The sequence below is a fragment of the Pseudomonas sp. KCJK9111 genome, assembly GCF_046231935.1.
Taxonomy (GTDB): Bacteria; Pseudomonadota; Gammaproteobacteria; order Pseudomonadales; family Pseudomonadaceae; genus Aquipseudomonas; species Aquipseudomonas parafulva_B.
Window position 1 is genome coordinate 1 of the sequence record NZ_JBJJMO010000095.1, and the last position, 12347, is coordinate 12347.

Below are 12347 nucleotides of genomic sequence, written 5' to 3' on the forward strand. Positions count from 1 at the left end.
ATCGTCTGGCTTCAGTCCTGCCTTCTTAGCACGAACAGAAAACTCCATTTGTAATTCGCTCAACGCCCGGCCCATGTCCTCCGGGTTGAAGGTCATTACATACCCTTTTGGGGACACAGGTTGCGAGTCACCGAAGAAAATTCGCGCGAAAATGTTAGGTCTCAAGTCCTCGAGTGCGTCCACGCCGTCTTCTACAAACTCGTCAGCGACATCTTGATACAGCGACCATCCCTCCTCTCCAAATAGCTTAGTGATGTCCTCCTTTGCTGCGTCACTTTTGAACGGGGTAAGCTCGAGAACCTTCTGGTTAAAGTCGATCGTTTGACTGCGGCAGCTATATGTGTCGTTGCCAAAACAATTCTGCCGCAACTCATTGAGTGCCATAGACAGACGTGCGTCATCTACTGCCTGGCCACATCCAGCCAGCATCGTGACCACAGCACTGGAAATCAAGATTCTCTTAAACACTTAAAACTCCGCAATCCATGCGCATCATGTGTGCGCGCAAAAGCTAGGTGGCCAGACCGAACCACCTGACAAAAAAAAAGCCCCTGCCGTGTAAGCAGGGGCTTTTCCAACAGGCTCAAGTTAGCCGATCGAAACGCCGTGGGACTCAGCCAATGGCTTCAGGCCGCCGGCAAAACCTTGGCCGATCGCCTTGAACTTGAACTCGTCGTTGTGACGGTACAGCTCGCCGAAGATCATCGCGGTTTCAGTCGATGCATCTTCGCTCAGGTCGTAGCGCGCCAGCTCTTTACCGTCAGCCTTGTTGACGACGCGGATGTACGCGTTGCCTACCTGACCGAAGCTCTGCTTGCGGCCTTCTGCATCGTGGATGGTAACCGCGAAGACCAGCTTTTTGACATCTGCAGCCAGGCCGGTCAGCTTGACGTTGACCTGCTCGTCGTCGCCTTCACCCGCGCCGGAACGGTTGTCGCCCAGGTGCTCAACAGAACCGTCTTGCGAGGTCTTGTTGTTGTAGAAGATGAAGCTGGAGTCGTTCAGAACCTTGCCGTTTTCGCCGGTGATGAAGATCGAGGCATCGAGGTCGAACTCGGTGCCGTCAGTCACGCGAGGGTCCCAGCCCAAGCCTACGACTACTTCGGACAGGCCTGGTGCTTCTTTGGTCAGCGAGACGTTGGAGCCTTTGGACAGAGAGACAGCCATTGGATAATCCCTTTAAAAATAGGTGGTTTGCTCGTTAGCAGCTTGTGCTGCTAACGAAGGGGGCAAATATTAGAAGTTCATGCCATACGAGTTGGCGAGCGCCTTCAGACCGCCAGCGTAGCCCTGGCCAACGGCGCGGAATTTCCACTCGCCGTTATTACGGTACAGCTCAGCGAAGATCATCGCGGTTTCGGTCGATGCGTCTTCAGCCAGGTCGTAACGAACAACCTCGACACCGGTTACGTCGTTGGCGATACGGATGAACGAACCGCCGACCTGACCGAAGTTCTGCTTGCGAGCATCGGCATCATGGATGGTAACGGTGAACGCGATCTTGTCGATGTCCGCTGGCACTCGGCTCAGGTCGACCTTCAGTACTTCGTCATCGCCGTCACCAGCGCCGGTACGGTTGTCGCCGGTGTGCTCGATCGAGCCATCTTGGCTTTTCAGCTGGTTGTAGAAGATGAAGTCTGCTTCACCGCGAACCTTGCCATTGGCAGCCAGCAGGAATGCACTGGCGTCGAGGTCGAACTCGGTGCCATCGGTCGAACGCGGGTCCCAGCCCAGGCCGACGATGATCTTGGTCAGCGACGGGTCAGTTTTGGTCAGGGACAGGTTGCCGCCTTTCTGCAGGGTCAAAGCCATTTCTTAAACTCCTTGTTAGGGTACGAGTGATTCAGTTGGATTCTGCTTGAGTGTCTTCCTTTTCGGGGAAGATCACACTTGCAACGATGCCGATGACCAACACCACCATCACGATGAGGAGGCTGGTGTTAGGATCGATCTTGAAGCCATGGTGGAACATATGATCTGTGGCGTTGAGGCCCAGTTTTACCGCGATGAAGAACAGCAGCGCAATGACAGCTTTCTCCAGGTGCACCAGGTAGCGCTTCAAGGCCTCGAGTACGAAGTACATGGTACGCAGGCCCAGAATGGCGAACAGCATAGCGGAGTACACGATCAGGGGCTCACGGCTTACTGCGATTACGGCTGGCACGGAGTCGAAGGCGAAAAGCACATCGGACACTTCAGCTACGACCAGGCACAGGAAGAGCGGCGTTGCAAACAGACCGCCCTTTGCAGCCAGGCTCATGCCCTTGTTCTCAGGCTTGAGCAGCTCGCCTTCGAGAACCTTACGGCTAACGAAGAACTGATTGCCGTGCAGCTTTGGCCATACCGGGAACAGCTTCTTGGCGAATCGATAGGCAATGTGCTTGGAGTAGTCTTCCTCCTCCTCATCATCACCGCCGCTACGAAGCATCATGACGGCGGTCCAGGCCACGATCAGTGCGAATACGATTTCCACCCAAGGGCCGAACGCCAGAAGGCCGGTACCGATCGCAACAAAAATACCGCGGAAGACGATAGCGCCGATGATGCCCCAGTAGAGCACGCGGTGGCGCAGGCCATCAGGCACTTTGAACCACGCAAAGATGGCCATGAACACGAACAGGTTGTCGACGCTGAGAACCTTCTCAAGGGCATAGCCGGTGACGAACAGACTGGCGACTTCAGGGCCGTGCTGAACGTACAAGAACCCTGCAAACGCGAGGGATATTGCTATCCAGAAGACGGACCAGACGGACGCTTTTGCCAGCGAGACCGGCTTGTCGCCGCGATGTGTAACCATGTCGAGCAGCAGAGCGCCTACGGCGATGCCGACGAAAACCATCATGGTCAGCGGGGGGAAACCGATATGGGTAACTTCCACAGGTCAATACCTTAAAGTTCGAAATCAGCTGGGGACAGGCCCAGCTCCAGGCAGATCAGACGGCAAGCCGCCTTTTCCTTTTCATCAAAATCACCATCGGATGCGCCGACGGAGCAGGTAACGCGAACGAGAAGGCGTGCCGCCCCTTCGTTGTCTTTGATCCGGCCGATGACCTTCAATGCCTCGGCTTGACCGATCTGAGGGTCAAACTCGAATTTGCTCATCGCGTCGTTAAAGACCGCGAGAACGTCGGTCAGGCTGAACACCTTCAACTCGGGAGAGTTGTTGATGAAGCCGATCATCTTCTGCTTTTCTTCTGGACCTGCGCCGTTGCTGGCCACAGCTACCATGGCGCAACCGTTGGCAGTGGCTTCCATGAACTTGCGATTCTTATGCTTGCCGACCTCGGCAGTAAGAGTCTCGCGTGCTTGCGCACCTTTTGCTTTCAACCAACTGAGCATGCTCGTACCTCAAAAATGGCGGAGCCTTAGGCCCCGCCAGTGGTGGATTACTTGGACCCTGCGCTCCAGCGCATGCCCCAGCGGTAGGCCTTATCCATGGGCTCTTGGCTTCTATGGAAGTCAACTCTGCGAGACACCTTAACGGCGCCGTTGTCGTTTTCAAGGAGAGCGATGGCGCAACATCCTAGGTTCCCTCCCTCCTCGTTCAACCGCACTTCGATCTCTGGCTGGCCAGGGATGAAGATGGTCACCACACCATCGGTCTGTCCCCAGTTAGGAGCACCTTCGTAGATGAAGGCGTAAACCAGGATGCGCTTGATCTGACTCCACTTCTTACCATTGATGTGAATCCACTCGCCGCCGGATACGGAGCCAGTTCGGTCATCACCCATGAGTTGAATGTAGGGTTCGTCTTCAAGGTCGCCAAAGGCATTGCCCAAAGCCTGGACCACGCCCTTGTGACCGTCCTGCAACTCAAACAAGCAACCAACGTCGAGGTCGATAGACTTGCTACGACTGAAGAAGCCGCCAGACTTGCCTTGGTTCCAGTTCAGGTTCACCCGGATTTCACCGAACCCAGCAGCTGTTTTTTCCAGGCTGATCGAGGAGCGAGTCTTGTCGAGGGTTACCTTACTCAGGCTGATAGTCGACTTTGGAGCTGGGGCCGGGGCTGGGGTAGGCGCTGGAGCAGGTGCCGGCGCAGCACTTGGTGCTGGCGTCGGGGTCGGGGCCGGGGCCGGGGCCGCAATGTCGACACCAAAGTGGGTTGCCAGTGGTGCAAGGCCACCAGCAAAGCCTTGAGCGACACATCGGAATTTCCACGCACCCTGGCGACGGTAGAACTCGCCAAGAATTAGCGCGGTTTCCTTCATACCCGAAGTCGGGATCTGGGTCTCAATGCCACCAGACACAGTGACCACAAGCATGGGTACACGGTCGAAGCTGGCTTTGTTCTCGTAGATGGTCGCCGTCAGCGCGACCTTTTCGATAGTTGCGTCCAGCCGGCTGAGGTCAACGGTGAACACGGCGCGGCCGGCAGCGGTATCAACCAGCTGCACCGACCCACCCAGTACACTGGGCTGGCCGTAGAAGCACATGTCATTGTCGCCACGGACCTTTCCAGTTGCGGTCAGGGTAAATGCAGACACATCAATGTCTGCACCTGGAATGGGCGAATAGCCCACCTCCACCCGCAGGCTCCCGGTCGCTACCGGTGCGTTACCACCAGGGACCAAGGTTGTCATGCGCGCACCGCCTGAACGGCCAGGTTCACCAAGTCGTCAGCAGTACGGCCATGGGTAGTCTTACCGATAGCTTTGAACTCCCAACCAGAAGCGCCGCGCGACAGGTTGGCCATGACCACGCCAGTGTGCTCACCCTGGTCACTGAGGTTGAAACGCGCCAACTCCTGTTTATTGCCGTCATTGACGATGCGGCAGTACGCATTTTGGATGCGAGAGAAGTTCTGCCCAGTGAAGCTGTTAGTCGTAAACACCAGGTGCTTAACCGATGCAGGAACGTTGTTCAGGTTTACGGTGATCGACTCATCATCACCCTCACCCTCACCAGTGCGGTTGTCACCAGAATGCTGGATCGAACCATCTTTGGATTTCAACTGGCGGAACCACACCAGGTCGACCGGCTTCAGGTCGCCATCCAGCATGATGCACGACGCGTCGAGGTCGATCTCTCCACCGCCACCACCAAAAATCTTGCCGAAAAGACCAGTAGCTTTCACAGGATCCCAGCCCAGACCCAGGGTTACCTTGGACAAACCCGAGCCCGCGGTCTTCTCCAGAGAAATGGACTGATTCTTCGAAAGGGTAAGTGCCATCGTTACGCTCCTTGTTGGTCATCGTGCTGTTGGGTGCCAGAGGAGACACCCGTAACTGAATTTGTGGTCGCGTCCGTCGAGTTCACACGCGCACCAATTTTCTCAATCTTCATCCGGCCACGCTGCCAGCGCGGGTGAAAGTGCCGCCAGTGCGGCTCTTGCGCTGCAGCAAGTAGCTCTTGATCCCCGCGGGTGTCACCCCAAGCTCGTAGCTTGTACTGGGCCAGCGGGCCATATACAGCTTCCAGGCGAAGTACCTTTGCTTCGCAGCGGCAGTTACTCCCGCTAAGCGCGCCTGTGAGCTTGCCTTCAACTACTTCAAGCTCAGTCCCAATCAAGCTGATACCCAGCTCCTGAGCGAATGGCATGAGCACTATCCGCGGAGAAGCTGAACAGATTGTTACCAAGGCACCGCTAGCAACCTCGGCCGCGACGGATTGTACGCCGGCCGGCCGCATGAGCCGTACCCAAAACGCCCTTCTGAATTCCGCAGCTTTCCGCTTTACCCAAGCCTCCTCAACACCAGTCAGGAAGGTGGCGACAAGCACAGCTTTAAGCTCGTCGCGACTCATTCCCTTGCCGAGGTAGCGAATGCATGCAGGAAGCATGCGTATCACCCGCGCGGCGAACTTCCGTTTACCGAACGCAAACAGCAGGAATGGGACGAAACTGTCTCGCCGGGTCAGGGTGCCGTCGAAGTCAAAAACCGACAGGACCTGGCCGGAGGCCGGGCCAGCTTCAATCATTTCATGGGTCATCGAACTGCCTCAGCCAAGCGAACTGGCTCCGCTATACCTGCTTCTGCGGGTTTCACACCGTGCCATTTCACCCGCTCGATGATGTTGATGGCCCAGTTGTAGTGGGTCGCTGGTTCAACCATCGCATCGTTGTGTTTGAAGACAGCAGGCGCAGAACCATCGACGATGAGTTTGGCGCAGTTGTAGTCCTCAAGAGGTACGCGGAAGCTGTCATGGATCTGCGCAATCTGAGTGGGGTGAATCGCTGTCTTACCGACCAACCCGTGGGCAATATCCAACTCCAGTTCCTCGGCGAGCAACTGAGGTGTTGCGAGCTGCTCGAAAACAGGGGCGGTAAGAGCAAAACCTTGAGCGCCTAGGACCCCACACAGCATTGGAATCACGTACCCCATTGGGGTCTGATACAAGGTCGTAGCCGGGTTACGGCGCAGTCCGAGACAACTCATCAGATCGTTTCCACCAATGCGCAAAGCAAGGATTCGATCACCTAACTCTGAGCGAAGCGCGCAACCCAGTTCGCCCATCGCCCCAGGGTTGTATACGTCGCTGGTTTCAAGCGTGGGCATCAACAGCAGGTCGGGGTTGGTAACTGCTCGGACCCACTCACCCAAGGTGGCAAGGGACAACTTCGGCACTACAAACCCATGCGCTGCGGTGATCTCAGACCACTCGTTGAGTAGAGCCGCCATCTTCGAATCACGCGGACGTACGAAAACCAACGGACTTCTCGGAGAGCGGCTAGCTCGTGGTCCGATAGCAGTCAAGATCGCCCGCAGCGACTGCAGTGCATGCTCAACATCGGTAGAGGCAACCGCATCCTCTAGGCAGATAACGAGCGAGCGAAGACCAGGCTGCTTATCAGCGCAAATCACGTCGACGATATCGGCTCGAGTTGCAGGCATGTAGAGCGTCGCGCCCAGGGCCCACGGGGAGATGCGGTCCATTAGCTCACCTCCCGGATGATGGTAACGGCACGGTATGGCCCCAAGTCTTCACCAGCTTCCTGTACCTGGATGCCGGCACGGTCAGTCAGATGGATCAGCAGTTGGACGTCTGCGTCGTTGCGGTCCCGCACCAGTACCTGATCTGGGACCCGGCGCAGCACAGCGCGAGTCGCTTCGGCGATACCTGGCTTGATGCGATTCAAATTGGTCACACCAAATCGTTCAGAAAGACGGCTGACGACACCAAGTGCATCGTTCTGCAGGTTCTCTGCCTCATCTGGTGTCCACGGCAGAGCCGGACTTACCTCGACGGCAGCTCGAGCTGCTTCGATCCGATCAATGAATGCTCGGGTCACGTCGTGCTCTCGCAGGTGGTCATATACGACGCAACCATGCAGCCCGCCATCACTCGGCCAGATCGAGCGGGAAACCAAACCGGAGACGGTCGCACCGAGAATACCGCATGGGATGATCCAGTCTTCAGCCGAGGCTGCCAGCCAGGCCCGTCCGCACGGATCTGCCAGTACGACCAGTCGGGGGTCTTCAGGGAAACGGCTGTCTCCTGCAAGGCTGCGCTTGATCTCCCCAGAGATTGCGCCTTTGCCCGTCCACCCATCGACGAAAACGATGTTCTCGGCGCCGTGCGCAGCGATGATAGATTCAAGCGCAACAGTGTCGATACCGCGATCGCGGACGATGCTGATGCCGTAGTGATGTGCATCGCGGCCCAGGTCAATCAACGCACGGCGTAACAGAACCCCAAGCGGAAGCCCGGCGCGAACGAAGGACACGAGCGCAATCGTCGGACCCTGATAGCGTTCTTCCAAGGCCAGAGCCAGGGATTGAACGTCCGCCGCCATGCGCAGGCCGTTCTGAGTCATCGCTCGCTCGAACAACTGCATGTGAGTCTGTGACGGCGCATCTTCCTGGCTGATCATTTCCGAGTAGTGCTTTTGCTTGGACTGGATCAGCCGCTCCTTTTCCAGCACATCGGTCAGGCCGATGTTCACTGGCTGCAAAAGGAAATGAACATCCTCAGGCAAGTAGCTACCGCTACCAACAGTCATCGAGGTCAGGATCGGGTTAAGCATGGATGCTGCCCTCCACCAATGCGGCAAGCTGGCTCCGCGCCGGAGTCGACCAGAAATCGCAGAGGTTCATGTAGCCGAGATCGGTGATGCTATCGCCGAAGCCGAGCGCAGGGCGCTCCCCGTTCAACTCACGATCCTGCTTGAGGAAGTGCTCAACAGCGACGCGCTTGGACAGACCTGCAGGTAACAGGGCAAGGTTGTTGCCGTTGGAATGAGTGTGCATGCCTTCGATCAGGCCAGCTTCTCTCAGCTTGTTGCGCACCAGAATCAGGTCAGCGTCAGAACCGTTGTTGTGCTTGACCACAACGTAGTGACGCTGATCGGCCTCTTCCACAACCCAGCCACGAAGCGATACACCTTGCTCGTCCCCAATACGCAACGCCGTCTCACACAGCACGGGCAAGCGGTCCTGGAACGCCGAGAGAATTCCATTCATCACGCCATGCCAGTCCATATTGACGGAGCGGTCGGGATTCAGAATCAGGCCGCCATGGGAGCAAATAGCAGGGCCAGTGAAATCCAGACGAACACGGTTGAAGGCCTCGGCACTGCGCGCAGTAACGGGTACCACATCAGTCGTTGCCAGAAGCCACCCAAGGAACTGCTTCTGCATCTCGGTCTGGTAACCACTCACTTCACCGTTAACGTCAAAGGACGCCGGATAGCGCGAAGTGCCCTCAGGCATTTTTCGAGCGGTTTGGAAGAGGGTGTCGTCCAGGTCGACCAGAGCCAGCGGGCGCTTATTTGCCATCGACGATCACCTCCGCGTTCAAAGCTTCAATCAACGCAGCCGGCACAGCCTGTGCGTCCGTCTCGCTGCAGATCAGCACTCGATCGAATTGCCCGGGTGCCACGTTGTAGAGGAAGTTAACGATGCCCAGACCGTAGTTGTCCGAGAAGTTCAGCGCGTGCCCAATCGAATGACCAAGTGCAATTGGCGAACGGGTAGTCGAGCTGAAATGCACATCGGCGCCAGCGCGTTCAAGGCGTTCAGCCAACAGGAAGGGCTTCCAAACGAACTCACCGGTACCGAGGACGATGACCCGCTCACCCGGCTGGACAGCGATGTTGAGCCCCAGGGTGTCTGCTACCCCACGGGTACCCAGTCGGCCCCAGTCGTTTTCGGGGTTTACAGCCCAATCCCCCGCGGCCACAGTGCCGGTGTCCGGCATTTCAGGAAGCGGAGCTTCAGGATCTTCGGTGAAGCTGTAAGCGCCACTCAGCAGGGATACCTGTGCGGCCGCTTCGCCGATGCTGCTCGACACAGCGCCCGCAGACCAATCAGTCAGCACGCAGGTGACAACGCGCTCGATCTGGTTGAGCCCAGCGTCCACGAGTGCGCGGTGTAGATTGATGAACGTGCGACCGGTCGAGGCCTCATCATCAACGAGCACCAGCGACTTGGCGCTGCGCATCATTTCCGAGAGTTGAGGTTCGGACGGCTCATGAATCAAGTGTGCACTGGCATGGCTGTGCTCTTCTTCAAAACGAGCAAAAATCTGATCGCCTACCGGGTGGCGGGTGCTGACGATGTACATGGTGCCAGCTCGTGACTCGCTGAGGGCGCGATGAACGCCCGCCCCCAGGCCGACAGCTGTCTCTGCCATACCGATGACCAGTACAGGGCCTGGCAGGTCGGATGGGATTTGTGCAGCCAAGGCCTTGTAGGATTGCTGCATCACCGATGGCTTGACGGGAATGTGCTTACCCAGCACCCGAGAAACAAACAAAAATGCTCGTTTCGGATTGCGGCGCTCGGCAAAGCCAAAAAGAGACTCAGGCGAAATGGAAGCCTGATGCACATCAACTTCGAGAATGCCGCGCTTCAGCGTGGCGCTCAACTTTGTAGACGCTTGATTCACTAAACTATGCTCCATGTAGGAGTTCCGTGGACGATAGTAGTGAACCTAACGTGCGCACTTTTAATTTCAATGGCCTGCAGCATTTAAATTCGCGCTTCGATTTTCCAAAGCGACGGCTGAACACCCTGCGCTATATCGGCAGGTGTCTGCGCTGCATGAGAGTCATTGACTGTGATGTGGATATGGCAAGCTTCTAAGAAGGCGCCGAGCAAATGGGACTTGACCGCAAAGTTCATGTTCTGCGCATCTGGCACGGTTGAGGTAACCATGCCGACCACACTCCCCCGCGAGTCGAACAGTGGACTACCACTCGATCCGGGCTGAATTGCCGCTGTGAACTGCAAGAGGCTCGAGTCATTACGCAGTCCGAACAGGGCGGAGACGCCGCCCTGAGTGACATGCGCACCACCGCCAGCAAATCCCGACATTGGGAAGCCAATCGCCGTCACTGCGTCGCCCAGGGAGCAGCCGCCGGTTGCGGCGAACTGGACGGGCGTCAATGGCGCACCATCTACTCGGAGCAATGCAATGTCGTTTGAAGAGTCGACCATCACTGGCTCAGCTCGGTACCGACCATTGAAGGAACTGATCTCAATCGACGACATCCCCTCGATGACATGGGCGCAGGTCAGCAGCACGTTGCTGGACACAGCAAAGCCAGTGCCAGTGACGGCCGTTGCACCGCCATTAGGGCGAGAGTCACGACTCCCAACCTCTGGATGGTCAGGGTTGGCTTCGTCAATCTCCAACCCGAGCCTGCGGCCAAACGCCGCCAGGCCATAGGCTGAGCCTTCTGCCATGGCCCGGAATTTCCATTGTCCACCGCGGGAATAGAACTCGCCCAATATCAACGCGCTCTCGCCAAACGCGCTGGTATCCAGATCGTAGGCAATCGTTTCTTCAACCTTGAGCTTGGGGTTGCCAAGAGAGCTAACCGGCCCGAGGTTGGAGTATCTGTAGACGATCAGCAGAACGCGATCACCGCCGGCAGGCAAGCTCCCGAGCTGAAGCGAGCAGCCGACCTGCTCACGACTGCCACTCCACTGCATCCAGGCGGGCTGCTCAATATGAAAGAGCGCTGCAGCCCCCCTTGGGGATCGTTTGTCATCAACAGGGATCAGCGCGACAGCTGCGGTCGAGCCAAAAGCGTTCTGCTGCGAAGACTCCAGCGTCCACGATGATTTTGGTGAAGAAAGTGCAACATTGGCGCCTGGCGTCAGCATGTCTCGCTCCCTGAGTAGACAGAAACTTTAATCTAGATTTGGTACACGTGGTACCAGAATGATGGCCATTCTATCACCCAGCCGGGGCCGTAACGGCAATAGTGATCGCCCGAATTCGCACCCCCTCCTTCCAAGAAATCTGTGGCTCTGGGAGGCCAAGCCGGCGCGCAGCGAAGATACCCGCAAGGTTGACACCAGCTTCACGGGTGTAGCCAACACCACCTGAATATCGTGGGTTGATCTCAAGAAGCCTTGGCATCCCATCGGCGCCATCGCGGGTCTGGACATTGATGATGCCGTCACAACCGAAATGCTGAGCCGCGGCGACAGCCAGGTCGGTTGCCGGCGTGTCTCGCTCGAAAGTTTGGTGCGCTCCGGCTTTCCGGCGACCGACATACGCCACTACCTTGCCGCCCTCACAAACCATGTCCACGGAGCACTCAGGCCCTGGGAGGTAAGGCATCACCAGCATCGGCTCACGAGCTGGCCCGGCTGAGTAGATGCGATAATAAGTCTCGAAGTCGACTTCTCGAGCATCTGGGTTCGCAAAGCAGCGGAATGGATCTACCCCGGCCTTGAACCGCCAGAATCCCTGTCCATAGATGCCAACAACCGGCTTGATACAAACCTCTGAAGTCGGACTCAAGGTTTCATAGGCAGCGAGTAGCTGATCTGGGTTTTCAACCGTGATAGCGGGGATGCAAGCCAATCCAGCGCGTTCTGCCTCGGCTGTAAAATTGGCCTTGTCGTCAACCAGCTCAAAAGTGCGCTTGCTCATTCCGCCGGTAACAAGCGTGATGCCTGCGCGCTCAAAATCCGCACGACGGCTCTCATACGCGCCCCCAACGCGACCAGCTAAGACCACCCTAATCGAGTTCTCGATTGCGGTGCGAAGCACCCAGTCAATGCGATCTTCGCGGTCTTCAGGCTCCTTAAAGCTGCCGTGTGCCAAACCGGTGATCTCCGGCCGGTCACCCCCATGGGATGCGAATACGCGAACACCGGCTGGGAGTGCCTCCAAGGCGCCCAGAATGATGTCGCGCTGAGAAGCCTGACCCTGTAGAAACCAGATCATTGAAACCACCTTGATTTAGTGCAATTGAATTTGGATCTAGGATCCTGACCTTGGGCGAGATGGTAACGGTTGAGCCGGCGGCTTCAAGCGGGGCGACATTATGATCTGCCTCCCTGGAAAAGGCTTCTGGCCGAGCGACAAACGCACCACGCAAATTGTTGCGATTTATGAATGGGTTAGATGCCGAGAATCCAGGGTGAACTACCGTCAGGAAGGTGACT

14 protein-coding genes are annotated in these 12347 nt (G+C 57.0%); all 14 read right to left on the reverse strand.

Annotated features, from left to right (window positions below):
* Nucleotides 1-468 (reverse strand): hypothetical protein (locus ACK59L_RS20485; protein ID WP_409275701.1); only part of this gene is annotated, 468 nt, incomplete at its 3' end.
* A 120-nt stretch (nucleotides 469-588) separates the two neighbouring features.
* Nucleotides 589-1167 carry a TerD family protein gene (locus ACK59L_RS20490; protein ID WP_409275703.1) on the reverse strand — a complete coding sequence of 193 codons (579 nt, stop codon included), beginning with the start codon at nucleotides 1165-1167 and terminating at the stop codon, nucleotides 589-591.
* A 69-nt stretch (nucleotides 1168-1236) separates the two neighbouring features.
* On the reverse strand, nucleotides 1237-1812 hold the full coding sequence (locus tag ACK59L_RS20495) for a TerD family protein (RefSeq protein ID WP_409275705.1): 576 nt from the start codon (nucleotides 1810-1812) through the stop codon (nucleotides 1237-1239).
* A gap of 31 nt (nucleotides 1813-1843) precedes the next feature.
* Nucleotides 1844-2878 carry a TerC/Alx family metal homeostasis membrane protein gene (locus ACK59L_RS20500; protein WP_084851954.1) on the reverse strand — a complete coding sequence of 345 codons (1035 nt, stop codon included), beginning with the start codon at nucleotides 2876-2878 and terminating at the stop codon, nucleotides 1844-1846.
* A gap of 11 nt (nucleotides 2879-2889) precedes the next feature.
* Nucleotides 2890-3339 (reverse strand): tellurite resistance TerB family protein, encoded by a 450-nt coding sequence (locus tag ACK59L_RS20505; RefSeq protein WP_084851956.1) that lies wholly within the window; start codon nucleotides 3337-3339, stop codon nucleotides 2890-2892.
* 47 nt (nucleotides 3340-3386) lie between these two features.
* Complete coding sequence (locus tag ACK59L_RS20510) at nucleotides 3387-4583, reverse strand: TerD family protein (protein WP_409275708.1); 1197 nt, start codon at nucleotides 4581-4583, stop codon at nucleotides 3387-3389.
* The gene (locus tag ACK59L_RS20515; RefSeq protein WP_144968005.1) at nucleotides 4580-5173 is read right to left on the reverse strand and encodes a TerD family protein; all 594 of its coding nucleotides are present in this window, start codon (nucleotides 5171-5173) and stop codon (nucleotides 4580-4582) included. Before ACK59L_RS20515 ends, ACK59L_RS20510 begins: the two co-directional genes overlap by 4 nt.
* Before the next feature lie 2 nt (nucleotides 5174-5175).
* Nucleotides 5176-5931, reverse strand: coding sequence for an HAD-IB family hydrolase (locus tag ACK59L_RS20520; protein ID WP_409275710.1), 756 nt, complete (start codon nucleotides 5929-5931; stop codon nucleotides 5176-5178).
* Nucleotides 5928-6875 (reverse strand): HpcH/HpaI aldolase/citrate lyase family protein, encoded by a 948-nt coding sequence (locus ACK59L_RS20525; protein WP_144968008.1) that lies wholly within the window; start codon nucleotides 6873-6875, stop codon nucleotides 5928-5930. Before ACK59L_RS20525 ends, ACK59L_RS20520 begins: the two co-directional genes overlap by 4 nt.
* On the reverse strand, nucleotides 6875-7966 hold the full coding sequence (locus ACK59L_RS20530; protein WP_409275712.1) for a cysteine protease StiP domain-containing protein: 1092 nt from the start codon (nucleotides 7964-7966) through the stop codon (nucleotides 6875-6877). Before ACK59L_RS20530 ends, ACK59L_RS20525 begins: the two co-directional genes overlap by 1 nt.
* The gene (locus ACK59L_RS20535; protein WP_409275714.1) at nucleotides 7959-8717 is read right to left on the reverse strand and encodes a trehalose phosphatase; all 759 of its coding nucleotides are present in this window, start codon (nucleotides 8715-8717) and stop codon (nucleotides 7959-7961) included. The genes ACK59L_RS20530 and ACK59L_RS20535 overlap by 8 nt, the downstream gene beginning before the upstream one ends.
* On the reverse strand, nucleotides 8707-9843 hold the full coding sequence (locus tag ACK59L_RS20540; RefSeq protein ID WP_409275716.1) for a phosphoribosyltransferase domain-containing protein: 1137 nt from the start codon (nucleotides 9841-9843) through the stop codon (nucleotides 8707-8709). Before ACK59L_RS20540 ends, ACK59L_RS20535 begins: the two co-directional genes overlap by 11 nt.
* Nucleotides 9844-9911: 68 nt before the next feature.
* Entirely contained in the window at nucleotides 9912-11051 is a 1140-nt protein-coding gene (locus tag ACK59L_RS20545) for a trypsin-like peptidase domain-containing protein (RefSeq protein WP_409275717.1), read from the reverse strand.
* A 73-nt stretch (nucleotides 11052-11124) separates the two neighbouring features.
* Nucleotides 11125-12126, reverse strand: coding sequence for an ATP-grasp domain-containing protein (locus ACK59L_RS20550; protein ID WP_144968018.1), 1002 nt, complete (start codon nucleotides 12124-12126; stop codon nucleotides 11125-11127).
* Between the last annotated feature and the right edge of the window lie 221 nt (nucleotides 12127-12347).